This is a genomic window from Rathayibacter sp. PhB186, from assembly GCF_003751825.1.
In the GTDB taxonomy this organism is placed as follows: Bacteria; Actinomycetota; Actinomycetes; order Actinomycetales; family Microbacteriaceae; genus Rathayibacter; species Rathayibacter festucae.
On sequence record NZ_RJKO01000001.1, the window covers coordinates 1,017,127 to 1,041,134 of the forward strand.

Sequence of the window (24,008 nt, forward strand, 5' to 3'; positions counted from 1 at the left end):
AGGGTCGGACGGCCGGCGGCACTGCGCCGGCCGGTCGCGACGGAATCAGAGGGCGCGCAGGCGCGGCGCGAGGTCGCGCTCGAACGCGTCGAAGAATCGCTGCTGGTCGTCGCCCGGCGCGTGGAACACGAGGTGGTTGAAGCCCGCGTCGACGTAGGGCTTGATCTGGGCGACCGTCTCGTCCGGGTCCGAGCCGACGATCCAGCGCTTGGCGACCTGCTCGATCGGCAGCTCGTCCGCGGCGCGCTCCATGTCGACCGGGTCGGTCAGCGAGTGCTTCTGCTCGGGGGTCAGCGAGAGCGGCGCCCAGAAGCGCGTGTTCTCGAGCGCGAGAGCCGGGTCGGGATCGTAGGAGAGCTTGATCTCGATCATCCGGTCGAGTGCGGCGGAGTCGCGTCCGCCCGCCGCGATGCCCTCCTCGACCGCGGGGAGAAGCTTCTCGGTGTAGAGCTCCATGCCCTTGCCCGAGGTGCAGATGAAGCCGTCGCCCGCGCGGCCGGCGTACTTCGCGACGACGGGCCCGCCCGCGGCGATGTAGACGGGGACGCCGTTCTCGGGCTTGTCGTAGATGGACGCCTCATGGGTGGAGTAGTACTCGCCGTCGAAGGAGACGCGGTCGCCGGCCCAGAGGGCGCGCATGAGGCGCACGGCCTCGCGCAGCCGGGCGAAGCGCTCCTTGAAGTCGGGCCAGCTCTGCTCGCCGGCGCCCTGGTAGCCGGTCGCGACCTCGTTCAGCGCCTCGCCGGTGCCCACGCCGAGCATGATGCGGTCCGGGTAGAGCACGCCGAGCGTGCCGAACGCCTGCGCGATGACGGCGGGGTTGTAGCGGTAGTGAGGCGTCATCACCGAGGTGCCGAGCCGGATGGTCGAGGTGCGCTCGCCGGCCGCGGCGAGCCAGGCGAGCGAGAACGGCGCGTGGCCGCCGGTGTGGCGCCAGGGCTGGAAGTGGTCGGAGACCACCGCGCTCTCGAAGCCGTGCCGCTCGGCGCCGACGGCCAGCTCCACGAGCTCGCGCGCCCCGAACTGCTCCGCCGATGCCTTGTACCCGAGCGTGATCGTCATAGTGCCGCCTTCGTCAGAGGGAGGGGACCGCTCCGGACACCGGGCGGTCCCTCCATTCTGCGCCCGCGCGGGCGGCGATCGGGACGCTCAGGCGGACGCGCCCGAGATGTTGACCATCCAGTGCACGCCGAAGCGGTCGGTCAGCATCCCGAAGCGGTCGCCCCAGGGTGACGTGGTCAGCGGCTCCTGGACCGAGCCGCCGGCGGCGAGCCTGTCCCAGTAGCCGCCGAGCTCGGCGTCGTCGTCGCCGAAGAGCGCGACCGTGATGCGCGCGCCCTCCTCGAACGTCATCGAGCCCGGGGTGTCGGACGCCATCAGGATCAGCCCGTTCGGCGTGACCAGCTGCGAGTGCATGATCAGGTCCTGCTCGGCCGGATCCTCGCTCGCGTGGAAGTCCGCGAAGGTGCTGGACTGCAGCTCCCCGCCGAAGACCGAGTGGTAGAAGTCCATCGCCTCGCGAGCGTTGTCGCGGAAGCCGATGTAGGGGCTGAGACTCGTGGACATGACGGCGCCTTCCTGTCGAGGAGGGCCCCAGTATCGACCCGGCGACGATCCCGCTGCAACGGCCGCCCCCGCTGATCGCCCAGCCCGCGGAGCGGGGATCGCCATGCTGATCGGGCAGTCCGCGGAACGGGCATGCCCATGCTGATCGAGTAGCCCGCGCGGCGGGCGACCACATGCTGATCGAGTAGCCCGCGCAGCGGGCGTATCGAGATCCACGCGACCGGCAGGGACGGGTCTCGATACGCCGCCTGCGGCGGCTACTCGACCAGCATGAATGCCGCCACCTTCTTCTGATCGTCCCCGCATGCTGATCGAGTAGCCCGCGGAGCGGGCGTATCGAGATCCACCGGCGTCAGAAGGACGAGTCTGCAGACCCGCCCTGCTGAGGACGGCGGGTCTCGATACGCCCCTGCGAGGCCACTCGACCAGCATGGAGGGCCGCCGCCGCGTCCTCTGCCTCATCACCGAGACGCGAAGCGGTTCAACCGCTTCAACGACCGCCGCGGCGGCGCCGACACGACCGCACGCGGGAGGCATCGACGTAGAGAGCCAGTTCCGCTGCATCGACGTGACCGAAACCCGCGTCGTTCGCGACCAATCCGTTCGCGCCGACGTAGGCGGCAGTGGCGGCATGAGCGGCGTCGTACGACGCCAAGCCGTAGGCGGTCATGGTCGTCAGGACGAGGTCGGCGACCTCGTCGAGCTCGACGCGGAGATGGGGCACCGTCGTCAGCAGGTCACCCCAGGCGTCGAAGAGCTCCTTGCAGAGCCGACCGGCACGACGGCGGACTCGGCCGTCGGCGCGAAGTCGAGGCCACGCCTTCGCTCCGTGCTGCTCCTTGACGGCGATCTTGAACGCGATCTCGGCCAGCTCCAGCTCCAGCAGCCGGTTGTAGAAGACCGTGGAGTTGTTCTCCACCAGATCCAGCATGAAGCCGAGACTCGCGGCATGAAGGGGCTCGGTGGTCACCAGGACGTTCACCACGAAGGACGTGTCCAGCGCGACCTCAGCGGGAAGAACGAGCGCGGGATCCTCGTACGAGTACACGTTGCGAGGGAGCGCCGGTCGACCTGCAGGCACCTACTCGGCCCTGCGGCCGCGAGCCGCGTCCGTCGCCGCGTTCCTGCCCTCGGAAACAGCGAGTCGCCCCGACGCCGCCGCTCGCGCGACGATGCGCCCGCTCGCAGCGGATGCGGCGGCGCGACGCTGGGACGACGTCCCAGACGGTCTCACGATGCGCGACGCCTTGGCGCTCTCGCTCAACCGGTGGAGGGACATGGCGAAATCGTACGCCAAAGGCCTCGTCCGGCACCGAAGTGTTCGAGGATGCAGGGAGCGGTGTCGTGCGACGACGTGAGCCCGGGCCCGGCGGCCCGGCGCGCCCCCTACAGCTCCGCGCGGGTCGGGGGGTTCGCGCCGGAGCGGGAGGTGGTGATGCCGGCGACGCGGGCGGCCCAGTGGCCGATCGCGCGCAGTGACGGCTCGTCGAGGAGCAGGCCGTTCGGGGCGCCGAGACCCTGGCGGAACGCCTCGTCGAGGATCGCGCCCATCGCCGAGTCGCCCGCGCCGATGGTGTCGGCGACGACGATGCGGGCGGCCGGGACGGTGGCCCGGGCGACGGCGGAGGCGAGCAGCAGGCCCTCGCCGCCGCGGGTCACGACGGCGAGCCGGGCGCCCAGCTCCAGCAGGCGGGTCAGCACCTCGTCGAGCTGCATCGTCGGGTAGAGCCACTCCGCGTCCTCGTCGCTGAGCTTGACGATCTCGCAGGCCGCGGCGACGCGCTCGAAGCGGGCCAGTGCGTCGTTGTGCTCGCCGACGAGCGCGGGGCGGATGTTCGCGTCGACGCTCGCGGTGACACCGGCCGGCAGTGCCTCGAGCAGCTCGACGATCGCGGAGCCTCCCGGCTCGAGGTAGACCGCGATCGAGCCGGTGTGCACGTGGGTCGCGCTCGAGGGATCGGCGGCCGGCGGGTTCCAGGAGAGATCGAAGTCGTACTCGGCGGAGCCGTCCTCCTGCAGGCGGGCCCGGGCGGTCGAGGTGCGCTCGGCGTCGCCGTGCAGCACGGTGACGCCGGAGGCACCCAGGTGCTCGGCGATGCGGCGGCCGCGCGCGTCGTCGGCGATGTCGGTGACGAGGGTCGCCTCGCGGCCGAGGCGGGCGAGGGTGAGCGCGACGTTCGCGGGCGAGCCGCCCACGTGCTCGGTGCTCTCGCCGTCGCGCTCGACGATGTCGATCAGGGCTTCGCCGATGACGAGGATGCGGGGCGCCGCGCTGTCGCGGACGTCGGTGGAGGACATCCCGCCATCATGCCGGTCCGCAGGCCGTCGTCGCGAGACCTCCCGCGCGCTCACACTCCGGCACGGACGTCGGCCAGCACCTCGTCGACGGTCGTCAGGGTGATCAGCGGCCCGAACAGCGCCATCGCGTCGAGCGCGCGGGCGTGGTCGGCCTCGGAGGCGCCCGCGCAGGCGTCGGTCACGATCCGCACCTGCACGCCGGCGTCGGCCGCGGCGAGCGCCGTCGCCAGCACGCAGCAGTCGGTCGAGACCCCGGTCAGCACCATCGAGTGGGAGTCGTCGAGCAGCGCCTCGAGCTCGGGGCCCCACTTGCCGAACGTCGGCGCGGTGATCGTGCGGTGCCCCTCGAAGCCGGGGACCAGTGCGTAGAGCGGATCCTCGTCCGGGACGAGCGCGAACGGCCAGTCCCGGTAGTAGGGCACCCAGGCGCCGCGGGGCTCGGCCGGGGCGACGAAGCGAGTGGTGACCACCCGCTCGCCGAAGTGCGGGAGCAGCCGGGTCGTCCCCTCCGCCGCCCGGTCGAACTCCATCGACGCCCACGGCGAGGACGCGTCGGCGAAGACGTGCTGCAGGTCGATCGCGACGAGCAGGCTCACGCGTCGGCCTCCTGGCGCCGCACCGCGGAGCGCGAGAGGACGAGCGTGCCGGCGAAGCCGATCACGAGGGCGACCAGCACGCCGAGGTTCGCCCCGGCCCATTCGCCGTCGCGCCCGCCGATCGGGCCGAGCAGGTAGCCCTCCCACTCGAAGCCGGGGGAGTAGTTGACGACGAGGCCCCAGCCGATCACGGCGCCGATCACCACGAGCAGCACCGGCGCGATCGAGACGCTGCCGTAGCGGCCCCGCGAGTTGTAGAGCGCGTCCTGGTCGTAGTCGCGGCGGCGGAGGAGCAGGTCGGCCAGGAAGACACCCAGCCAGCCCGCGATCGGCACGCCGAGGGTGATGAGGAAGCCCTGGAACGGGCCGAGGAAGTCGCCCGCGACGAAGACGACGTAGATCGCGCCGAGCACCATCAGCACGCCGTCGATGCCGGCGGCCACCGGCCGGGACACCTTGAGGCCGGTGCTGAGCAGCGCGAGACCCGAGGAGTAGATGTCCATCACCGCGCCGCCGATCAGCCCCAGCAGGGCCACCACGATGAAGGGGAGCAGGAACCAGGTCGGCAAAATGCTCGCGAGCGCGCCGATCGGGTCGAGGCCGATCGCGTCGGAGAGCTCCTGCGAGGAGGCGGCGAGCAGCAGGCCGACCACCACGAGCACGACGGGCGCGACGGCGCCGCCGATCGTGGTCCAGCCGATGACCCCGGCGGTGCCGGCGGTGCGCGGGAGGTAGCGCGAGTAGTCGGCCGCCGCGTTCACCCAGCCCAGCCCGAAGCCGGTCATCATGAAGACGAGTCCGCCGATCACGGCTCCGGCCGAGCCCGAGGGCAGGCTGCCGACGGCGGCGAGGTCGATGCGGTCGAGCACGAGCACGACGTAGACGACGGTCAGCACGGCGGTCGCGATCGTGATCGCGAGCTGGAGCCGCATGATCAGCCGGAAGCCGGCGATCCCGGCGATGACGATCAGCGCCGCGACGACGATCAGCGCGACGACCTTGGTCAGCACGCCGCCGTCCCAGCCGAACTCCTCGAAGACGGTCGCCGTCGCGAGAACGGCGAGGGAGGCGAGCACCGTCTCCCAGCCCACCGTGAGGAGCCAGGAGATCACCGCGATCAGCCGGTTGCCGTCGACGCCGAAGGAGGCGCGGCTGAGCACCATCGTCGGGGCCGAGCCGCGCTTGCCGGCGACCGCGACGAAGCCGCAGAAGAGGAAGGAGACGACGATCCCGATCACGGCGACCGCGGTCGCCTGCCAGAAGGACAGGCCGAAGCCGAGCAGGAACGAGCCGTAGCTCAGCCCCAGCACCGAGACGTTGGCCGCGAACCACGGCCAGAACAGGTCGCGGGGGCGGCCGTGCCGCTCCGACTCCTGGATGGTGTCGAGACCGTTGAGCTCGATGCCGCCGGCGGGGCGGGGGGTCGGTTCGGGAGAGGTCATGACATCCCTCGTGTCGCGCGGAAGGCCCGGGCGAACGCCGGATCCTGTCGAATGTAGTGCAGGATCGGCGCCCGATCGCGGCGGGCCGGAAGACCGGTGGACGACTCCGCGAGGTCCGCTCCTGGGGAGGAGACCCGCGGCCGCGCCCGCTCAGTCCTCCGCGCGCTCCAGCAGCCCCCGCAGCGTCTCGAGGTCCGCCGCGACCCGGTCGCAGTCCTCGTCCCACTGCTCGAGCGTCATCCCGTCGTACCGGCGGACGGTGAAGGCGACCTCCGCGCCGTCGCCGTTGGCGAGGATCCGGAGCGGGTTGTCGAAGACCCGGCCGCCCTCGGTGATCACCCGGTGATCCGCCACGCCGTAGGGGTTCCGCGGCGCGAAGACGATCTCGACCCGGCCCATCGGCGAGTCGGCGAACCAGTGGCCGTCCACCTCCTCGACGGAGGCCTGCGCCAGCCCCGCCGCCCAGAGCGACAGGTTCGAGGGATCGACGACGAAGGAGTACACCTCGTCCGCCGGCGCGTCGATCACGACGCCGACCGGGCGCGACTCGTACAGGACCATCTCAGTCTCCCTCCGCGGCGAAGCTCGCCACCAGCAGCGCCGCGAGCGCGGTCCGCTCGAGCATCCCCTCGATGCTCACCGATTCTCCCCGGGCGTGCGCGCCCTCGCCAGGGGCGCCGAGCCCGTCGAGCACGGGGATCCCGAGCGCGGCGATCAGATTGCCGTCGCTGGCGCCGCCCACCGCCGTCTCGGTCAGCGGCAGGTCCATCGTCTTCGCCACCCGCTCGGCCCGGCGGTAGAGCGCGCCGACGGCGGCCGTCCGCTCGAAGACGGGCCGCTGCCACGAGCCGCGGACCTCGATCCGGATCCGCGGGTCCGACGCCTCGAGCGCGTTCATCTCGGCCTCCACCCGCGCCGCCTCGGCCGCGCCGCGGATCCGCACCTCGAGCTCGAGCCGCACCTTCGCGGTCGTGACGTTCACCCGGCTGCCGCCCTTGACCACGCCGATGTTGACGGTCGTCCCCGCCTCGGGCCGGGCGATGCCGAGCACGCGCGGGATCAGCGCGCCGAGCTCGTGGATCGCGCTCGCCCCCTTCTCCGGCTCGACGCCCGCGTGCGCCTCGACTCCGACGATGTCCACCACGAAGTTGCCGATGCCCTTGCGCGCCGTCTTCACCGCGGTGCCGATCGCCCCCTCGAAGACGAGCGCCGCCTCCGCCCCGCGGCTCTGGTGCTCGAGGAAGCTCCGCGAGGTGAGGCTGCCGACCTCCTCGTCGCCGTTCATCACCAGGCGGACGGCCGGGTGCGCGAGTCGGGCGTGCCGCAGCGCCAGCACCAGCCAGACCATCTGCACGAGGCCGACCTTCATGTCGTAGCTGCCCGGGCCGCTGAGGCGGTCGCCGTCGATCGCGAACGGCCAGCCGCGGGTGGTGCCGAGCGGCCAGACGGTGTCGTAGTGCCCCACCAGCGCCACGAACGGGCGGGACCCGCGCGGTCCGCGCCCCGGGGCGCTGCCCGGGAAGGTCCAGCTCGACGCGCTCGGGCAGTCCTGCTCGCGGAGGTGCTCGAGCTCGCCCGCGTGCCCGAGCCGCTCGCCGACCCAGTGCACGAGGAACGCGTGCAGCTCGTCGAGCGCATCGAGGGAGTCGCTCGGGCTCTCCATCATCACGAGGTGGCGGACGTCGTCGAGGATGCGCGCGCGCTGGTCGCGGAGGAAGGTGCGGACGCGGGCGGCGTCGGCGGCATCGGGGAAGGTCACCGCTCCGGAGTACCAGAGTGCGGCGCCCGGCGCGAACCGGGGCCGCGGGTGAACCGGACGCCGCCCCTCTACGTTGAAGGAGGAGAGGTGGAGATGTCCGAGGATCAGGCCGAGATGCTGCGTGCCCTGCACGACGAGCACTCGGCGGCGCTGTGGCGGTTCGTCCTCCGGCTCACGGGCGACCGCCAGCTGGCGGAGGACGTGGTGCAGGAGGCGCTGCTGCGCGCCTGGAAGCACCCGGAGATCCTGGCCCAGGGCGAGGCCGCGGCCCGCTCCTGGCTCTACACCGTCGCCCGCAACATCGTCATCGACGACCGCCGCAGCGCCCGGCACAACCGCGAGTTCGGCACCGATGAGGTGCCCGAGCGCGCGCACGGCGACCGCACCGACCAGGTGCTGGACGCCTGGCTGCTCTCGGAGGCGCTGAGCACCCTCAGCCACGACCACCGCGCGGTGATCGTGCACGCCTACTACGGCGGGCGCACGGTCGGCGAGATCGCCGAGCTGCTGGGCATCGCGCCCGGAACGGTGAAGTCGCGGATGCACTACGGGATGCGGGCGCTGAAGCTCGCCCTCCAGGAGAAAGGCGTGACCGAACCGTGAGCACCGAGCAGCAGAGCGACGACGCCTCCCGCGACGACGCCTTCCGCGACTGGGACGCGGCGTACCTCCTCGGCGCGCTCTCGCCCGCCGACCGCCGCGCCTACGAGCAGCACCTGCGGGTCTGCCCCGGCTGCCGCGAGGCGCTGGGCGAGTTCGTCGCGATCCCCGGCCTGCTCGCGCACCTGCCGCAGGAGGACGCGCTCGCGCTGCTCGAGACGGAGCAGCGCGTCGAGGAGTCCGCCCCGCCCGCCCTGCTCGCGCACCTCGCCCGGGCGACCGACGCGCTCCGCCGCCGCACCCGCTTCCGCATCGCCGGCCTCGTGCTCGCCGCCGCCGGGGTCTCCGCGGCTGCCGCGATCGCCCTCCCGCTCGTGGTCGGCACCCCGCCCACGGTGGTCGAGAACACGGTGGCGCTCGCCGCGGCGCCCGGCGTCCCGGTCGAGGCGTCGGTCCGCTTCGTTCCGGAGGCGTGGGGCACGCGGATCGACATGGACTGCAGCTGGGAGGAGAGCGGCGCGGCGACCGGGGGTGCGGCGTCCGTCGGCTACGTGATGTACGTGACCGACACGGCCGGCTCCACGGAGCCGATCGGCTCGTGGACGAGCACGCCCGGCTCGACGGTGGAGCCGAGCCTCTCGACCGGTCTGCCGCTGGCCGAGATCGCCTCGGTCGAGGTGCGCCTGCAGGGCTCCGAGCAGGTCGTCCTCACCGGCAGCCCCTGACGCGGGTCTCGCCCCGGCACGGGCAGCCCCTGACGCGGGGTCCGGCGCCGACCCCGATCTCCCAGGTGCGGAGCCCCGGGACTGAGTAGCTTCTCAGTCATGACGATCGCGACCCTCGCCCTCGCCCCTGCCTCCGTGACGGCGGCCTCCTCCACCGACAGCATCGACGAGCTCTCCGGTCTCGTCGGCGTCGCCGCCCGCGTGATCGCGGCACTGGGCGAGGCCGGGGTCGGTCTGCTGACACTGATCGAGACGGTCTTCCCGCCGATCCCGAGCGAGCTGGTGCTGCCGCTGGCGGGCTTCCTGGCCCAGCAGGGGCGGATGAACCTGGTGCTCGTCGTGATCACCGCGACCCTCGGCGCCTACCTCGGCGGCCTGATCCTGTACTGGCTCGGCTACCGCATCGGCACCGAGCGCTCGATCCGCCTGCTGTCCAGGCTGCCCCTGGTCGACCGCGAGGACTTCGAGAAGGCCGTCGGCTGGTTCCGCCGCCACGGCACCTGGGCGGTCCTGTTCGGTCGGCTCATCCCCGGCGTCCGGAGTCTGATCTCGCTGCCCGCGGGCGCCGAGCGGATGAACCTGCTGCTGTTCTCCGGGCTGACGATCCTCGGCTCCGGCGTCTGGAACGGCCTGCTGATCGGCCTCGGCGCGGCGCTCGGCACCCAGTACGAGCTCGTCGACCAGTACGCGGGCGTGCTCGACGCGATCATCTACGGCGCGATCGGCGTGGTCGTGCTGCTGCTGGTGGTCCGCAGCATCCGCCGGCACCGCGCCGCCCGCCGCACCGGGGCCGGCCGCCGGCACTGACCCGGGCCGCCGGCACCGCAGGGTAGCGGGCGCGCGGGCTGAGCGCGACCGCCCCCGTGTCCCGCTCGCCACGGGGCGGAAGTGCCCTAGCGTTCGAGGGGTCAGCCCCCGACGAGAGGACCCTCATGCCCGAGAACACGGCCGAGAACGCCGCCGCCGCGACTCCCTCTCCCGCACTCTCCCGCACCGCCGTCGAGCGCAGCTGGATCATCGGCGTCTCGCTGATCGCCATCGCCCTCGGCGTGATCGCGGTGCTGATCCCCGGCCCGACCCTGCTCACCGTCGCGATCGTCTTCGGCATCCATCTGATCGCCGCCGGCGTCTTCCGGCTCCTGCTGGCCTTCACCGCCACGCGCCTGCAGAACCGGGTGCGCTGGCTCGCGGGCCTGCTCGGCGCCCTGATCCTGGTCGCCGGCATCCTCTGCCTGTCCAACCCGTTCGAGTCGCTCAGCATCCTCGGCCTCGTGATCGGCCTCGGCTGGATCCTCGACGGCGTCTCGAGCATCACCAGCGGCCGCACCGTCGCCGGCCCGGTGTGGCTGCCGATCGCCGCGGGCATCGCCTCGGTGATCGCGGGCCTGCTCACGGTCATCATGCCGGTGCTCGCGCTGTCCGCCTTCGTCACCGTCGCGGCGATCCTGCTGATCGTCGTCGGCGTCTCCGGGCTGCTGCTGCTGCCGGGCCGGACGAGGACCGCGCCGGAGACCGCCGAGGCGCGCTAGACGCTCCAGAGCCCGAGCGCCTGCACCGGGATCGCGTAGGCGAACCAGGAGAGCGGCGCGAGGATCCAGTTCGCGAGGATCCGCCGCCGCCCGTCCGCGTGCGCGAGCACCACGGCGACCTCCGAGCGGGCGATCCGCGGGGAGTAGAGCAGGGGCGCGTTCGCGACGATCGACAGCAGCGCGCCGATGATCACGGGTCCGCCGGCGAGGACGAGGAGACCCGGCTCGGTCTGCAGCGCGAACGCGGTGGCGACGATCAGCCAGATCGCGAGCAGGGTCGCAGCGGTGGCCCGGGTCGCCCGCTGAGCGAGGCTGCGGCCGGAGGCGATCACCGCGTCGAGCGGCTGCGACCGGTCCGCCCGCACGGCGCGCACGGCGCTGAGGCGGAGCGCGACGGCGACGATCAGCGCGAGCACCGCATAGGGCAGGCCCGCCCGCGTCAGCGCCATCGGCAGCCACGGAGTGCTCAGGGCGAGGACGCTCCCGAAGAGGCCGCCGAGCACCAGCATCCCGACCGGGACGACGACCACCAGGCTGAGCGGGAAGCGCGGGGGCCCGTCGTGCGTCGCACGGACTTCCGCGTGCCCCGGCTCTCCGAACGGTCGCTCACCGGTCGCCTGCGCGGCCTGCTCGTGATCCCCGTCGTCCCCGACATCCGTGCTCCCGGCCCCCATGCCGTCGACCCTAGCCCGGCCGCCGTTCCGCAGCGGGTCCGTGGCGGGTCCGTGGCAGCATGGCGCCGTGACCGCCGTCGAGCCCGACTCCGCCGTCGAGCCCGACCTCGTCCCCGAGCTCCTCGTCGAGGACCTCGAGCGCAGCCTCGCGTTCTGGTGCGGCCCCTGCGGCTTCGCGGTCCGCTACGCGCGACCGGAGGAGGGCTTCGCGTACCTCGTCCGCGGCGGTGCCCACGTCATGCTCGACCGGATCGGCAGCACCCGCGACTGGATCACCGCGCCGCTGGAGCGCCCGCTCGGCCGCGGCGCGAACCTCCAGATCCGCGTCGACGACGCCGACGCCGTCGCGGCGGCCCTCGACGCGGCGGGGGTGCCCCTGTTCGCCCCTGCCGAGGCTCGCTGGTACCGGGTGGGGGAGGAGGAGGCGGGCGTCCGCCAGGTCCTCGTCACCGATCCCGACGGCTACCTCCTGCGCTTCCAGTCCTCGCTCGGGCGGCGCCGCGCGACGTGAGCCGAACGGCGCGCGCCATCATGCCAGCGGAGGACGCAGGAGACGGCCGCCGACTGGTTCCATCGGTTCCATGTCCACTCCGTCCACCGGCACCCTCGCGCTGCCGACCACCGACCCGGCCGCTGCTGCGCCTCCCGCTCCCGCCGCCCTCTCCGAGGACGACGAGGTCCTCCGCCCGGCCGATCTCGTCACCGCGCTGACCGGCGTCGCCCTCGGCTTCTTCGCCCTGTTCGTCCACGGCCTCACGCAGTGGTCGTACGTCGGGCCCACCGTCGAGCGGGCGGGCGTGCTCGGCTGGCTCGCGCCGGCGCTGGTCGGGCTGATCTGCGTCCTCACGGCCGTGACGTCGGTGGCGGTCCGCGCCGCCCGCCGGGCGAGCCGCGGGCCGTCCACGCCGACCGGAGCCGCCTCGTGACCGCCGCGCCCGCCGTCCCGTCCACCGCGACCCCCGCCGTCGCCCTCGCGCAGGAGCTGCTCCTGCGCACCGGCTGCGCCCGCCCGGGACTGCCGTGGGTCCGTGAGAGCGCAGCGGGATCGGCGGTCGACCTGGCGGTCCTCGAGCGCGGCGCGCACCTGCTCGACCTCTCCGAGGAGGCGGTCGCCCGGATCGCGCTGTCGCTCGCCACCGGCCTCCCGGTCGACCTGCGCGCGGCGTTCGGCCACCTGACCCGCGACCACGCCGAGGCCGTCATGATCGTCGTGGCCGCCGCCGGCGGGCACGACCGCGTCGAGAGCCGCGTCGTCGTCGTGGACGGCGAGCGCCGGGTCGAGAGCGTGCCCCCGCTCGGCGTGTGGCCCGATCGCGGAGCGCGATCCGGCGACGAGGGGCTCGCCCGCGCCGCGGCCTGACCGACCCGCACGACCCCCAGACGCGGGTGACGCGTCGGTCGTCCGGCCGATCCGAGTCGCTACGGCCTTTCGCAGATCCCCGGCTTAGGGTGTCCGTGTGCAACGTGTCGACGATTTCCCAGGAGCCGGACCGGTGGCGACCTCCCCCGAGTCCGGTGACCCGCGCGAGGCGTCCGCCCTCCAGCTCCCCTCCAACGCCACCACGCCCGTCCAGGTGACGAGCGGCGAGGCCGGCTACCAGGGCGGCAACGCGGCCGACCCGGTCTGGCAGTCCTGGCGGGAGGAGCTCGCCAAGGTCGGCGGCCCCTCGCCGCTCCTGCACTTCGTCGACTCCCCGCGCACCCGCATCGAGCTGTCCACCACGCACCCGGGCGGGCTGCCGCCGTTCATCTCGGGCAAGACGACCCTGCTCTCCTCCCTCATCCGCGACGAGCTGGCGCTGCGCACCGCGAAGAACGCCGCCGCCGCCATCACCGACAAGGGGATCGAGCTGCGCTCGGTCCGCGGCATCGAGGGCGTGCACCTCGCGATCGGCCTCGCCCAGTGGCGTGCCGGCGAGACGGAGTTCACCGCCCCCGTCCTGCTGCGCCCGCTCGCGATCCGCCGCTACGGCCGCGACTTCGAGCTCAAGCTGAAGGGTCAGCCCTACTTCAACCCGCAGCTCGCCCGCGCGCTCAAGCAGCAGTTCGGCATCACGATCGACCCCGAGCAGTTCGTCGAGCTCGCGGTGCAGAGCGGCGTCTTCAAGCCGCAGCCGGTCATCGACCAGCTCCGCGGTCTCACCTCGCACCTGCCCTGGTTCGCCGTGCACCCGCGCCTGGTGGTGTCGAGCTTCGCCGACGTCGCCGGCGACATGCTCCGCGACGCCCGGATGCTCGAGCACCCCGTCCTGGACGCGGTCGCCGGCAACCCGGCCGCCAAGCGCGCGCTGCAGCAGTCGCAGAAGGTGGCGTCGATCATCCCGCAGGACGAGCGTCCGCCGGCGACCGACAACCTCCTCCTCGACGCCGACGCCGAGCAGGAGCAGGTCATCGCGAACATCGCGGCCGGCAACTCGCTCGTCGTGAAGACCCTCCCCGGCACCGGCGGCACGCAGACGATCGTCAATGCGATCGGCGCGCTCGCCGCGCAGCACAAGCGCGTCCTCGTCGTCGGCGCCCGCCGCTCGAGCCTCGACAGCATCCACCAGCGACTGCTCTCCGCCGGCCTCGGCGGCATCGCCGTCAGCCCGCGCACGCTCCGCCGCGACCTGATCCAGTCGATCGGCCGCAACGAGAAGGCCGCGCGCCCCTCCGTCAGCGAGATCGACGACGCGCTGCTGCGCCTGCGCAAGGTGCTGCTCGACTACCGCGGCGCGCTCTCGCGTCGCGACCCCAGCTTCGGCGTGTCCGCGCTGCAGGCCCTCGAGGAGCTGGCGCGCCTCTCGCAGCTGCGCACGCCCCCGTCCACCGCCGCCCGCCTCGACCGCCGCGCCGTCACCGCCCTCGCGCACAGCCGCCCCGAGGCGACCCGGATGCTGATCGAGTCGGCCCGTCTCGGCGAGTTCCGCTACGGACCGGGCGACTCGCCCTGGTACGGCGCGCAGTTCGACTCGACCGCCGACGCGGAGGCCGCGCACGAGCTGGCCAAACGCCTGCACCTGCGCGACCTGCCGCGCCTGCTCGACCGCGCCCAGGACGTCATCGCGCAGACGCGCATGCGCCCGTTCGAGTCGGTCGCCGAGCTCGGCATCTACCTGCGCCTGCTGCAGGACGTCCGCGAGACGCTCGACAAGTTCCAGCCGGCCGTCTTCGACCGCTCGATCCAGGACCTCATCGTCGCCACCTCGCCGCGCCGCGAGGCCGCCGAGATGTCCTCGACCAACCGCCGCCGCCTGAAGAAGCTCGCCCGCGAGTACATGCGGCCCGGCGCGCACGTGACCGACCTCAACGCGTCGCTGCGCCGCGTGCAGCAGCAGCGCACGCTCTGGCAGCGCTACGCCGTCGCGGGCACCGTCCCCGAGGTGCCGGTCGGCGTCGCCGACGTCCAGGTCGGGTTCCAGCAGGTGTCCGACCAGCTCGGCCGGCTCGACGAGCCGCTCGGCCGTCGCGGCGGCAGCACGCCGCTCGCCTCCCTGCCGCTCGCCGAGCTCGTCTCGATGGTCTCCGGGCTCGCCGAGGACAGCGAGGTGCTCGCCAACCTGCAGGAGCGCACGACGCTGCTCTCGACGCTGCGCGAGTGGGGCCTGGACCCGCTGCTGACCGACCTCTCGCGCCGCCACGTGCCGGCCGAGCTGGTCGCGATCGAGCTCGACCTCGCCTGGTGGCGCTCGGCACTCGAGATCATGCTGACCGACGAGCGCGCCCTGCTCGGCGGCAACACCAGCGTGCTCGACCGCCTCGAGGCGGACTTCAAGCTCGTCGACGAGGCGCACGCCGCCTCCAGCGCCGAGCTGCTGGCCTGGAAGCTCTCGGAGACCTGGAAGATCGGGCTCGTCGACTGGCAGCTCGAGCGCGACGCCCTGCGCGCGCTGCTGCGCTCCGAGGCGTCGACCACGCCGCAGGAGCTGCAGAAGGCCGCGCCGCACCTCTCGCGGGTGCTCGCTCCGGCCTGGCTCGCCTCGCCCTACGAGGTGCACCGCATCGGCACCGAGACGACCTTCGACGCGGTCTTCCTCGTCGACGCCGGCGCCACGACCCTCGCCGAGAACGTCGGAGCGATCCGCCGCGCCAAGCAGGTCGTCGCGTTCGGCGACCCGGTGACGCAGACGCCGACGCCGTTCTCGCTCCGGGTCGACGAGACCGTCGAGTTCGGCAGCGCCGCCTCGCGCACCGACGTCGAGGCCCTGCACGCGCAGTCGGCGCTGGCCCGCCTCGGCGAGCTGCTGAACACCGTCACGCTCACCCGCAGCTACCGCGCGGGCGGCGAGGACCTCGCCGAGCTGGTGAACCGACGCTTCTACGGCGGCCGGATCGACTCGCTGCCGTGGGCCGGCTCGTTCCTCGGGCACGACTCGCTCCGCTTCCACTACATCGCCAGCGGACACGGCATGCCGGAGAACGACTCCGGAGCGGTCGAGTCCGTCGACGCCGAGGTCGCGAAGGTGGTCGAGCTGGTGCTCGAGCACGCGGTCATCCGGCCGCGCGAGTCGCTGATGGTGATCACCGCGAGCCCGCGGCACGCCGTCCGGGTCCAGCAGGCCGTGCTCACCGCGTTCGCGAAGCGCGCGGACCTCAACGACTTCATCCTCGGCGACCGGCCCGAGCCGTTCGCGGTGGTGACGCTCGAGCAGTCGGTGGCGCAGAGCCGCGACCGGGTGATCTTCTCGATCGGCTACGGCCGCACCCCGCACGGCCGCCTGCTCTCCAACTTCGGTGCGCTGGCCGAGCCGGGCGGAGAGCGCCTGCTCGCCGTCGGCATGACCCGGGCCCGCCGGTCGATGGACATCGTCTCCTGCTTCCGCCCCGGCGACATCGACGAGTCGCGGATGCGCTACGGCATGGTCGCGCTCGCCCAGGTGCTCCAGGAGGCGGAGGACCGCGTCCAGCCGAGCGACCGCGACGACTACTCCGAGCCGATGCTGGTCGACCTGGCCGCGCGCCTCGAGCGCCGTGGACTGCGCGTGAACATCGGCCACAAGGGCAAGCTCGCGCTGGTCGCGGCGCACGGCACCCGCGCCGTCGTCGTCGAGACCGACCGCGACGTCAGCACGCAGAGCCTCCGGGTCTCGCTGCGGCTGCGGCCGGAGCTGCTGCGCCGCCTGGGCTGGCACTACCTCCGCGTGCACAACTTCGAGCTGTTCGCCGACCCCGAGGCCGTGGCCGCGCGGGTCGCCGGGCTGATCGGCGCCCCGCAGGACGAGACGTCGACCGGTCCGATCGAGGTGCCGGTGGGCGCCGGCGCGCCGATCGTCGAGGACGCCGCCCCGGCGTCGAACGAGACGCAGCCGATCACGCCCCTGCCCGCCGACTGAGCGTGCCCGAGGACTCCCGGGCCGCCGCGCCCGCCGGCGCCGACCGACCGCTCCGGCGCTCGCGCGGCGGCCGGCGCGCGACCCTGCCCGCGAAGCCGGGCACCGACCCGTCGCCGCACGACGCCGTCGTCCCCGACCCCGAGGCGCCCGCCCTGCGCCCCGACACGGGCCCGAACGACGCCCGCCTCCGCCAGGACGTCCCCCCGCACTACTGACCCCCTCCGCGAGATGCCACTTGTGCGCGCGACACGCCGTGAAAAGCGTGCACAAGTGGCATCTCGCGGGCCGCGGACGACGGCGGCCCACCGTGCCGGAGCACGATGGGCCGTCGTCGTCGCGGGAGCGGGTCAGCCGCAGGTGCGGGCCGCGTAGGGAGCCTTGACCGTCGAGGTGACGGACTTGCCGCCGACGGAGGCGGTCGCCGTGACCGTCGCCTCGCCGGCCGCGAGCTGGGCGGCCCGGACGGTGAAGGCGGCGGAGGCGTTCGAGCCCGCCTTGACGCCGGCGAAGGACTTCGTGCCCGCCGTCGAGGTGACGGTGACGTCCATCGGGACGGTGTCGCCGTTGGTCGCGACGACCGTCAGCACCACCTTGCCGGCGACGCAGCGGGTGCTCGCCGCGGCCGTCAGCTTCAGCGACGACTGCACGGTGACCGTGGCGGTCACCGGCATCCGCGAGTCGTCCTGCGCCACTCCCCGCACCGTGAAGGTGCCGGCGGCGGCGTAGGAGGCGGGGGCGACGGCGTCCCACGTCACGGCGACGGTGCGCTTCGCGCCGTCCGCCGTCGTGAGCTCCGCGCTCGGCAGCACCGGGGCGACGCCGGCCGCGGTCGAGACCGCGATCGGAGCGACCGAGGTGACGGCGATCACCGGGGCGTACGCCTCGAGCATCCGCTGGTACTCGGCGCGGGTCACCGGGATGACCGTGCCGTGGCGGGGCTTGCCGCCGTCGGAGTTCTGCGGCAGGTTCTCCCGCAGCTTCGCTCCGAGCGGCTGCCAGGCGTCGGCGGCCAGGTCGTCGGTGCCGAACGGGATGTAGTGGTTCGGTCCCGCGTGGTAGTCCGGCTGGTCGATGAAGAGGAACCAGTCGAGGCCGTTCACGTCGCCCTCGTTCGCGGGGAAGACGTTCGGGCCCTCACCGCTGGTGAAGGTGCCGTTCGGCTCGCCGTTGGGCAGGCCGGAGGCGACGCGCTCCTTGACGAGGGTCCACTCGTCCGCGGGTCCGGAGGTGCCGGGCAGCGAGCCGCTGACCGTGGCGAGCAGGTCGGTGCTCTTCTCCTCGCGGAGCGTCATCGACGCCTCGTCCTTCGTGAAGCGGTAGTAGGTGTCGCCGTCCTTCGCGATGGTCGAGTCGATCGTGCCGCGGCCGGTGCCGCGCTGGACGTCGATCCACGGCTTCGCCTCCGAGAAGGTGACGAAGTCGTCGGTGGTCGCGTACATCATCTGGTTGTAGGTGACGGCGGTGCGGTCGGCCGCGTTCGTCGTCGGGTACATGTTCGAGGCCCAGAACACGACGTAGGTGTCGAGGTCGTCGTCCCAGTACGCCTCGGGCGCCCAGGTGTTGCCGGCGAAGTCGGTCGAGACCTTCACGTGGCGCTGCGCCGACCAGTTCACCAGGTCGGTCGACTCCCAGACCTCGATGTACTTCGAGCCCGACTTCTGCGCGGTGTCGAAGCCGCCGGCCAGGCCGTCGATCTTGAGGTCCGTCGCGAGCATGAAGAACGTGTCGCCCTCGTGCGAGCGGAGGATGAACGGGTCGCGCAGGCCCTTGGTGCCCTGGTCGGAGGTGAAGACGGGCTGTCCGCCGTTCAGGGTGTTCCAGTCGAGGGCGTCGTTCCCCTTCGAGGCGGCGAGGCTGACGCGCTCGGCGCCCGCGCCCTCACCGGTGAAGAAGGCCCAGACGTAGGCCTCGGTGTCGTCCGTGCCCGTGGGCAGCGGCTGGAGGCGGAGGGTGAAGTCGCGGGTGCGCGTCACCGATCCGCTGGTCGCGGTCGCGCGGACCGTCACGTCGACGGCCGGGCTGCCCGCGGCGGGGCGCTCGACGACGATGGTGCGGCTGTCGGCGGTGCTGCCGTCGCGGATCGTCGCGGCGCTCGAGCCGATGACGCTCCAGGCGATGCTCGAGCCGAGGGCGCCGCGCGCCGGGACCGAGATGTTGGTGCGGACGTCGCCGGCCTGGGCGACGGTCACGGCGTCGAGGTCGCGCTGGACCTTGTCGGCGTCGGCGAGCTGCGCGGTGACGAGCACCGGGTAGTCGACGGTGCGCGTGTCGCTGCCGGAGGTGAAGGTGGCGGTGAGCGTCACGGCGGCGTCGGGGGAGCCGGCGGCCGGTCGTGTCACGACGGCGCTGCCTCCGGAGACGGCGATGGCCGCGCTGCTCGAGCGCCAGGTCACGGCGACGCCGGCGCTGCTGGTGGGCAGCGCGAAGTCGGCGGTCGCGGTCGTCGGGATGCTGACGGAGACGACGGCTCGGTCGATCGCCTGGGACGAGTAGAGCGCGGTGACGGCGTCGGCGGTGAGCGCGCTGTCGTAGACCGCGAAGTCGTCGACGAGGCCGTTCCAGCCGGCGTCGTTGTAGGTCGAGCGGCCGAGGTAGCCGACCAGCGAGGCGCCGAAGGACGAGACGTTGCGCGCGATCGCGTTCTGGCCGATCCGGTTGCCGTTGACGTAGACGGAGAGCGTCCCGTTCGTGCCGTCGATGACCGTCGTGTAGAGCGAGTAGCCGGCGGGAGTGCGCAGGCCGGTGCTGGCGGCGTTCGTCGAGCCGGGGCCGACCTCGGTGCCCCACGGGGCGCCGGCGTTGGTCGCGTTCGTGACGACCGACTTGACGAAGCCGGCCGGGTTCGTCGGGTTGAGCAGGTAGTAGCCGGAGGAGTAGGACGCGCCGGCCGCGACCGGGGCGCCGAGGAACGCGGCCGCGGTGTTCGCGGGTCCGGTCCGGTTCGACAGCCAGGTGGAGACCGTGAGGTCCTTCTTGCCGACGAGGCCCGCCGTCGGGATGTCGACGTAGGGGGCCGCGGCGGCCGAGCCGCCCGGCAGGCTCAGAGCGCCCGCGGCGACGGTGGCGCCGCTGCCGCGCAGGGTGCCGTTGTAGCCGTTGCCGCTGGTGTCGGCGACGGTCGTGCCGGTCGGCGCGGTGTCGAAGCTGTAGTGGAGCAGCGGCTGAGCCGTCGCTCCGGAGGCGGAGACCGGGAGGGCGGCTCCGAGCAGCGCGGTGGCTGCGATCGTCGTGGTCGCCAGAGCGGTCCGCAACGTCGATCGTGATCGTCTCATGCAGGATTCCTCGTCGTCGAGAGGGCGACGAGGCCGCGGGCCCTCGGGAGTGAGGGTGCCGGTGCTCCGTCGCACGGGTGGTGAGGAACCACACACTAAAGGCTCGCGAGGGCGACACGCGAGCACTTTGTTACCGTTAACAAGAATTGACACGACGGACGCCGCGGGAGTGCGCTCCGCGGACACCGCCGGACGCGGCGAGAGGGGCGGCGACCTCGCGATCGCCGCCCCTCTCCGCCCGTCAGCGGGAGTCAGTCGACGTGCTTGCCGGAGTTCGCGGTGGTCGCGGTGCCGCCGTTGGCGAGCAGGTCGCGGATGTCGGCGAGGAGCTCGAGCTCGGTGGGAGCCTTGTCCTCGGCAGCCGGGGCGTCGTCCATCTTCTTCTTGAACGCGGCGTTCTTGAGGTGGTTGATCGGCAGGACGAACGCGAAGTAGAGCACGAACGCGACGATGACGAACTGGATCAGGGCGGAGAGGACGCTGCCCCAGGCGATGACCGACGCCTCCTGGCCGTTGCCCTCGGGGCGGATCGTCCAGACGAGCGTCTCGAGGGAGGAGGCGTCGAAGATGACGCCGATGATCGGATTGAAGATGCCCGTCACGATCGCGTTGACGATCGTGGTGAACGCGGCGCCGATGACCACGGCGACCGCCAGGTCGATGACGTTGCCGCGGAGGATGAACTCTTTGAAGCCGTTGATCATGATCTGTTCCGTTTCTGCCGGCGGGCGGAGTGAGGTGCGCGGAGGCGGGCTCGCTCCCGGGGGAGCGGCGGCCCTAGGAGGAGGAGGAGGAGGACCCCGACCCGGAGGACGAGGGCTTGGAGGAAGAGGAGGAGCCCGAGGAGCCGGAGCCGGAGCCGGAGCCGGAGCCGGAGCCCGATCCCGAGGACGAGGAGCCGGAGCCGGAGGATCCCGACCCGGAGGAGCCCGACGAGGCGCCGGAGCCGCCCGAGGACGACCCGCCGGAACCCGAGCCGGTCGACGCGGGAGCGGACGACCCTCCGCCCGACTCGCCCTTCGACTCCTTCGAGCCGGAACCGGACCCCGAGGCGCGCGAGTCGGTCCGGTAGAAGCCCGACCCGTTGAAGGTCACGCCGACCGCGCTGAAGACCTTGCGCAGCGCGCCCTGGCAGCTCGGGCACTCCGTGAGGGTGTCGTCGGTGAACTTCTGCTGGATGTCGAAGGCGTTGCCGCACTGGGTGCAGCGGTAGGAGTAGGTGGGCACTGGTGCTCCTGAAGCGGTGGCGGCGGCGGGGGAGAGAGGAGGAAGAGGGGGAGTGGATCAGCGGCGGATGTCGACGATGCCCGAGGGAGTGACGACGCCGTCGACCGCCTGGTCGTGCACCTCGCTGGGCACGTGCTCGACGAACTCGCTGTCGAAGACCACCGCGTAGACGGGCGGGCACTTCTCCATCGAGCCGAGCGTCTTGTCGAAGTAGCCGCGGCCCCAGCCCATCCGCATGCCCGAGCGGTCGACGGTGGCGGCGGGGACGATGATCAGGTCGACGTCGTTGATCGCGATCGGGCCGAGCAGCTGACCGACCGGCTCCGGCATCCCGAACAGGCCCTGGGTCTCGGTGTGGCCGTCGCCGACCGCCCAGTCGAGCAGGCCGTCCTGGCGGGAGATGGGGAAGAGGACCCGGATCCCGCGGCTCTCGGCCCAGCCGAGGAAGGGACGGGTGCTCGGCTCGTCCGGCGCCGAGAGGTAGCAGGCGATCGACCGTGCGCCGACCCGGGTCGCCAGCTCCTCGAGGTGCTCGGTGAGGTGCAGGGTGGCCTGCTCGCGGGCGGTGGCGGTCTGCGTGCGTCGGCGCTCACGGAGCTCGGCGCGCAGCGCCCGCTTCTCGTGGGTGATGTCGGCTGGCATGGGGCCCAGTCTAGATCGGGGGTGTCGGGCCGTCCTCGCGGCCGGAGCCGCGGTCGTGGAGGAGTCCGGAGTCGCGGTCGTGAGGAGTCCGGGGTCGCGATCGTGAGGAGTCCTGCGGCGGCTCTGTCCGCGAGCGGGGTACACCGTTGGCAAGCCCCTCTCGGGGCCGAAACGTGCCCGACCACGGCCGCCGCTAGTATGGCGCCCCATGGGCACTCGAATCCGCAAAGCCGTCATCCCCGCCGCCGGTCTCGGCACCCGCTTCCTGCCGGCGACCAAGGCCATCCCCAAGGAGATGCTGCCCGTCGTCGACAAGCCGGCGATCCAGTACGTGGTCGAGGAGGCCGCGGACGCCGGACTCCAGGACGTCCTCGTCATCATCGGGCGCAACAAGAACGCGCTCGCCAACCACTTCGACTCGGTCCCCGAGCTCGAGCAGAACCTCGCCAAGAAGCTGGACGACGCCAAGCTGGCGCACGTGCAGTACGCGAGCGACCTCGCCGACGTGCACTTCGTCCGCCAGGGCGAGCCGAAGGGCCTCGGCCACGCCGTCTCCCGCGCTCAGCGCCACGTCGGCGACGAGCCGTTCGCCGTCCTCCTCGGCGACGACCTGATCGACGCCCGCGACCCGCTCCTCACCCGCATGATCGACGTCGCGGAGCAGCGCGACACCACGGTCGTCGCGCTCCTCGAGGTCGACCCCGACCAGATCCACCTCTACGGCTGCGCCGCGGTCGAGACGACCGACGAGGACGACGTGGTGCGCATCACCGGCCTCGTCGAGAAGCCCTCCAAGGAGGACGCACCCTCCAACCTCGCGATCATCGGCCGCTACGTCCTCAAGCCCGACGTCTTCGGCGTGCTCGAGCACACCGCGCCCGGCAAGGGCGGCGAGATCCAGCTCACCGACGCCCTCGAGCGCATGGCGCAGGACCCGGCCGAGTTCGGCGGCGTCTACGGCGTCGTCTTCCGCGGCCGCCGCTACGACACCGGCGACAAGCTCGACTACATCAAGGCCATCGTGCAGCTCGCCTCCGACCGCGAGGACCTCGGCGTCGACCTCAAGCCCTGGCTGAAGGACTTCGTCGCGGGCCTCTGAGCGAGGAGCCCGCGGGGCGGGGCCCGCCCTTGAGCGGGGCCCGCTGCGCGGGCGCTGCTCTTCGCACGGCCCGCTGCGCGGCCCGCGCATGCTGATCGTGCAGCCCGCACAGCAGGCGTCCGTTCCATGCTGATCGAGTAGGCCGCGCAGCGGGCGTATCGAGATCCGCCGTCGTCTGCAGTCGGGTCTGCAGACTCGCCCTTCTGGTGGCCGTGGGTCTCGATACACCCCTCCGGGGCTACTCGACCAGCATGAAGTCCGACGGGTTCGCCTCTTCATGAGCGGGCGGGCCTCTGCATGCTGATCGAGTAGCCCGCGCAGCGGGCATATCGAGATCCACCGTCGTCTGCAGCTGAGCCTGCAGACCCGCCCTTCTGGCGGACGTGGGTCTCGATACGCCCCTCCGGGGCTACTCGACCAGCATGGAGTGGCGGCCCCCCGCTGCTCCGGCCCCTGCCGCGTTCCGGCGCTCCGGTCCACCCCCTTCGACCGCCGCGACCGCGCAGTAGGGTCAGCACATGCCGCTGCCGATACCGACGCTCACCGAGGGTCGTGTCACCATCCGCCCGATCCGGGTCCGGGACGCCCGCCCCCTCGAGCGCGAGCTGATCGCGAACCGCGCCTGGCTGCGGCAGTGGGAGGCGTCCGACCCGCGTGGCGGCGCGGCCTTCGACGTCCGGGCCAGCATCCGCTCGCTGCAGCAGAACGCGCGCGCCGGCGGCGGCGTGCCGTTCCTGATCGACTGGGACGGCGAGCTGGCCGGCCAGCTCAACATCTCCAACATCGGCTACGGCTCGCTCTCCTCCGGCTCGATCGGCTACTGGGTCTCCGAGCGCTACGCCGGCCGCGGCATCACCCCCGTCTCGGTGGCGCTGGCCACCGACCACGCCTTCTTCGACCTCGGCCTGCACCGGATCGAGATCTGCATCCGCCCCGAGAACCGGCCGAGCCTGCGCGTGGTCGAGAAGCTCGGCTTCCGCTACGAGGGCCTGCGCCGCCGGTTCATCCACATCAACGGCGACTGGCGCGACCACTTCTGCTTCGCCCTCGTGGCGGAGGAGGTGCCGCGCGGTGTCCTGCGCCGCTACCTCGAGGGCCAGGTGCCGAGCGACGTCGGCGTGCCGACCGACGCCGACCAGCGCGCCTCCCGCCGATCGGGCCTCTCCGGGCCGCCCGACGGCGCCGGTGTCCCCCCGACGGGGAGCCGATTGATCCGCGATCCGCACGGACACACCTACCCGTAATCACGGACGGGAGCGCCCCGTGC

The 24,008-nt window shown here is 72.7% G+C and carries 24 protein-coding genes; 11 read left to right on the top strand and 13 right to left on the bottom strand.

Translation table 11 applies throughout. From position 1 onward, the window contains the following. Nucleotides 1-45 precede the first annotated feature (45 nt). The 8 genes from fgd to EDF45_RS04870 all read right to left on the bottom strand — a co-directional run bounded on the left by fgd (nucleotide 46) and on the right by EDF45_RS04870 (nucleotide 7,661). The gene (gene fgd / locus EDF45_RS04830; RefSeq protein ID WP_123445218.1) at nucleotides 46-1,062 is read right to left on the bottom strand and encodes a glucose-6-phosphate dehydrogenase (coenzyme-F420); all 1,017 of its coding nucleotides are present in this window, start codon (nucleotides 1,060-1,062) and stop codon (nucleotides 46-48) included. Nucleotides 1,063-1,149: 87 nt separating this feature from the next. Next, nucleotides 1,150-1,566, bottom strand: coding sequence for a VOC family protein (locus tag EDF45_RS04835; protein WP_123735145.1), 417 nt, complete (start codon nucleotides 1,564-1,566; stop codon nucleotides 1,150-1,152). A 490-nt stretch (nucleotides 1,567-2,056) separates the two neighbouring features. Then, a complete protein-coding gene (locus EDF45_RS04840) occupies nucleotides 2,057-2,647 on the bottom strand; it encodes a PIN domain-containing protein (RefSeq protein WP_123735146.1) in 591 nt (196 codons plus the stop codon). Nucleotides 2,648-2,952: 305 nt separating this feature from the next. Then, complete coding sequence (locus tag EDF45_RS04850) at nucleotides 2,953-3,864, bottom strand: carbohydrate kinase (RefSeq protein WP_123735148.1); 912 nt, start codon at nucleotides 3,862-3,864, stop codon at nucleotides 2,953-2,955. A 50-nt stretch (nucleotides 3,865-3,914) separates the two neighbouring features. Then, complete coding sequence (locus EDF45_RS04855) at nucleotides 3,915-4,460, bottom strand: cysteine hydrolase family protein (protein WP_260311807.1); 546 nt, start codon at nucleotides 4,458-4,460, stop codon at nucleotides 3,915-3,917. Further along, a complete protein-coding gene (locus tag EDF45_RS04860; protein WP_123735150.1) occupies nucleotides 4,457-5,902 on the bottom strand; it encodes a cytosine permease in 1,446 nt (481 codons plus the stop codon). The genes EDF45_RS04855 and EDF45_RS04860 overlap by 4 nt, the downstream gene beginning before the upstream one ends. A gap of 150 nt (nucleotides 5,903-6,052) precedes the next feature. Then, the gene (locus tag EDF45_RS04865) at nucleotides 6,053-6,463 is read right to left on the bottom strand and encodes an SRPBCC family protein (protein ID WP_123445222.1); all 411 of its coding nucleotides are present in this window, start codon (nucleotides 6,461-6,463) and stop codon (nucleotides 6,053-6,055) included. A gap of 1 nt (nucleotide 6,464) precedes the next feature. Further along, nucleotides 6,465-7,661: a M20/M25/M40 family metallo-hydrolase gene (locus EDF45_RS04870; protein WP_221181082.1), complete on the bottom strand. Its 1,197-nt coding sequence runs from the start codon at nucleotides 7,659-7,661 to the stop codon at nucleotides 6,465-6,467. A gap of 93 nt (nucleotides 7,662-7,754) precedes the next feature. Here EDF45_RS04870 and EDF45_RS04875 point away from each other — a divergent pair, with 93 nt between their 5' ends. The 4 genes from EDF45_RS04875 to EDF45_RS04890 all read left to right on the top strand — a co-directional run bounded on the left by EDF45_RS04875 (nucleotide 7,755) and on the right by EDF45_RS04890 (nucleotide 10,515). Then, a complete protein-coding gene (locus EDF45_RS04875) occupies nucleotides 7,755-8,264 on the top strand; it encodes a sigma-70 family RNA polymerase sigma factor (RefSeq protein ID WP_123702456.1) in 510 nt (169 codons plus the stop codon). Next, nucleotides 8,261-8,986: an anti-sigma factor gene (locus EDF45_RS04880; RefSeq protein WP_123735151.1), complete on the top strand. Its 726-nt coding sequence runs from the start codon at nucleotides 8,261-8,263 to the stop codon at nucleotides 8,984-8,986. Before EDF45_RS04875 ends, EDF45_RS04880 begins: the two co-directional genes overlap by 4 nt. 99 nt (nucleotides 8,987-9,085) lie before the next feature. After that, nucleotides 9,086-9,793 carry a DedA family protein gene (locus tag EDF45_RS04885; RefSeq protein ID WP_123735152.1) on the top strand — a complete coding sequence of 236 codons (708 nt, stop codon included), beginning with the start codon at nucleotides 9,086-9,088 and terminating at the stop codon, nucleotides 9,791-9,793. Between the two features lie 125 nt (nucleotides 9,794-9,918). Continuing rightward, on the top strand, nucleotides 9,919-10,515 hold the full coding sequence (locus EDF45_RS04890; protein ID WP_123735153.1) for an HdeD family acid-resistance protein: 597 nt from the start codon (nucleotides 9,919-9,921) through the stop codon (nucleotides 10,513-10,515). Here the strand turns inward: EDF45_RS04890 and EDF45_RS04895 are convergent. After that, complete coding sequence (locus tag EDF45_RS04895; protein WP_123735154.1) at nucleotides 10,512-11,189, bottom strand: hypothetical protein; 678 nt, start codon at nucleotides 11,187-11,189, stop codon at nucleotides 10,512-10,514. The two genes, EDF45_RS04890 and EDF45_RS04895, sit on opposite strands and share 4 nt — an antisense overlap. A 67-nt stretch (nucleotides 11,190-11,256) precedes the next feature. On the opposite strand from EDF45_RS04895, the gene EDF45_RS04900 reads away from it, so the two are divergent. The 5 genes from EDF45_RS04900 (at nucleotide 11,257) to EDF45_RS04920 (ending at nucleotide 16,716) form a co-directional block, all read left to right on the top strand. Continuing rightward, nucleotides 11,257-11,700 (top strand): VOC family protein, encoded by a 444-nt coding sequence (locus EDF45_RS04900; protein WP_123735155.1) that lies wholly within the window; start codon nucleotides 11,257-11,259, stop codon nucleotides 11,698-11,700. A gap of 70 nt (nucleotides 11,701-11,770) precedes the next feature. Next, a complete protein-coding gene (locus tag EDF45_RS04905; protein WP_123735156.1) occupies nucleotides 11,771-12,115 on the top strand; it encodes a hypothetical protein in 345 nt (114 codons plus the stop codon). After that, complete coding sequence (locus EDF45_RS04910; RefSeq protein WP_123735157.1) at nucleotides 12,112-12,549, top strand: hypothetical protein; 438 nt, start codon at nucleotides 12,112-12,114, stop codon at nucleotides 12,547-12,549. The genes EDF45_RS04905 and EDF45_RS04910 overlap by 4 nt, the downstream gene beginning before the upstream one ends. 133 nt (nucleotides 12,550-12,682) lie before the next feature. Beyond that, nucleotides 12,683-16,501: an ATP-binding protein gene (locus tag EDF45_RS04915; protein WP_397459995.1), complete on the top strand. Its 3,819-nt coding sequence runs from the start codon at nucleotides 12,683-12,685 to the stop codon at nucleotides 16,499-16,501. A 2-nt stretch (nucleotides 16,502-16,503) separates the two neighbouring features. Next, complete coding sequence (locus tag EDF45_RS04920) at nucleotides 16,504-16,716, top strand: hypothetical protein (protein WP_123733856.1); 213 nt, start codon at nucleotides 16,504-16,506, stop codon at nucleotides 16,714-16,716. A 132-nt stretch (nucleotides 16,717-16,848) separates the two neighbouring features. Here EDF45_RS04920 and EDF45_RS04925 read toward each other — a convergent pair whose 3' ends face one another. The 4 genes from EDF45_RS04925 to EDF45_RS04940 form a co-directional block, all read right to left on the bottom strand. Continuing rightward, nucleotides 16,849-19,773, bottom strand: coding sequence for an immunoglobulin-like domain-containing protein (locus EDF45_RS04925; RefSeq protein ID WP_123735158.1), 2,925 nt, complete (start codon nucleotides 19,771-19,773; stop codon nucleotides 16,849-16,851). A gap of 251 nt (nucleotides 19,774-20,024) precedes the next feature. Further along, nucleotides 20,025-20,477, bottom strand: a complete 453-nt coding sequence (mscL, locus tag EDF45_RS04930) for a large conductance mechanosensitive channel protein MscL (RefSeq protein WP_185020085.1) — start codon at nucleotides 20,475-20,477, stop codon at nucleotides 20,025-20,027. A gap of 73 nt (nucleotides 20,478-20,550) precedes the next feature. Further along, a complete protein-coding gene (locus EDF45_RS04935) occupies nucleotides 20,551-21,000 on the bottom strand; it encodes an FmdB family zinc ribbon protein (RefSeq protein WP_123735159.1) in 450 nt (149 codons plus the stop codon). Between the two features lie 57 nt (nucleotides 21,001-21,057). Further along, entirely contained in the window at nucleotides 21,058-21,642 is a 585-nt protein-coding gene (locus EDF45_RS04940; protein ID WP_123735160.1) for a 5-formyltetrahydrofolate cyclo-ligase, read from the bottom strand. Between the two features lie 208 nt (nucleotides 21,643-21,850). Here EDF45_RS04940 and galU point away from each other — a divergent pair, with 208 nt between their 5' ends. Beyond that, entirely contained in the window at nucleotides 21,851-22,741 is an 891-nt protein-coding gene (galU, locus tag EDF45_RS04945) for a UTP--glucose-1-phosphate uridylyltransferase GalU (protein ID WP_123445235.1), read from the top strand. A 518-nt stretch (nucleotides 22,742-23,259) separates the two neighbouring features. After that, nucleotides 23,260-23,985 (top strand): GNAT family N-acetyltransferase, encoded by a 726-nt coding sequence (locus tag EDF45_RS04950; RefSeq protein WP_123445236.1) that lies wholly within the window; start codon nucleotides 23,260-23,262, stop codon nucleotides 23,983-23,985. The last annotated feature ends 23 nt before the right edge of the window (nucleotides 23,986-24,008 follow it).

Bases quoted from the DNA above. Each gene is read 5' to 3' on its own strand.
- EDF45_RS04950 (WP_123445236.1), top strand. From the start codon at position 23,260: ATGCCGCTGCCGATACCGACGCTCACCGAGGGTCGTGTCACCATCCGC.
- galU (WP_123445235.1), top strand. From the start codon at position 21,851: ATGGGCACTCGAATCCGCAAAGCCGTCATCCCCGCCGCCGGTCTCGGC.
- EDF45_RS04875 (WP_123702456.1), top strand. From the start codon at position 7,755: ATGTCCGAGGATCAGGCCGAGATGCTGCGTGCCCTGCACGACGAGCAC.
- EDF45_RS04925 (WP_123735158.1), bottom strand. From the start codon at position 19,773: ATGAGACGATCACGATCGACGTTGCGGACCGCTCTGGCGACCACGACG.
- mscL (WP_185020085.1), bottom strand. From the start codon at position 20,477: ATGATCAACGGCTTCAAAGAGTTCATCCTCCGCGGCAACGTCATCGAC.
- EDF45_RS04850 (WP_123735148.1), bottom strand. From the start codon at position 3,864: ATGTCCTCCACCGACGTCCGCGACAGCGCGGCGCCCCGCATCCTCGTC.
- EDF45_RS04890 (WP_123735153.1), top strand. From the start codon at position 9,919: ATGCCCGAGAACACGGCCGAGAACGCCGCCGCCGCGACTCCCTCTCCC.
- EDF45_RS04860 (WP_123735150.1), bottom strand. From the start codon at position 5,902: ATGACCTCTCCCGAACCGACCCCCCGCCCCGCCGGCGGCATCGAGCTC.
- EDF45_RS04940 (WP_123735160.1), bottom strand. From the start codon at position 21,642: ATGCCAGCCGACATCACCCACGAGAAGCGGGCGCTGCGCGCCGAGCTC.
- EDF45_RS04895 (WP_123735154.1), bottom strand. From the start codon at position 11,189: ATGGGGGCCGGGAGCACGGATGTCGGGGACGACGGGGATCACGAGCAG.
- EDF45_RS04865 (WP_123445222.1), bottom strand. From the start codon at position 6,463: ATGGTCCTGTACGAGTCGCGCCCGGTCGGCGTCGTGATCGACGCGCCG.
- EDF45_RS04905 (WP_123735156.1), top strand. From the start codon at position 11,771: ATGTCCACTCCGTCCACCGGCACCCTCGCGCTGCCGACCACCGACCCG.
- EDF45_RS04835 (WP_123735145.1), bottom strand. From the start codon at position 1,566: ATGTCCACGAGTCTCAGCCCCTACATCGGCTTCCGCGACAACGCTCGC.
- fgd (WP_123445218.1), bottom strand. From the start codon at position 1,062: ATGACGATCACGCTCGGGTACAAGGCATCGGCGGAGCAGTTCGGGGCG.
- EDF45_RS04885 (WP_123735152.1), top strand. From the start codon at position 9,086: ATGACGATCGCGACCCTCGCCCTCGCCCCTGCCTCCGTGACGGCGGCC.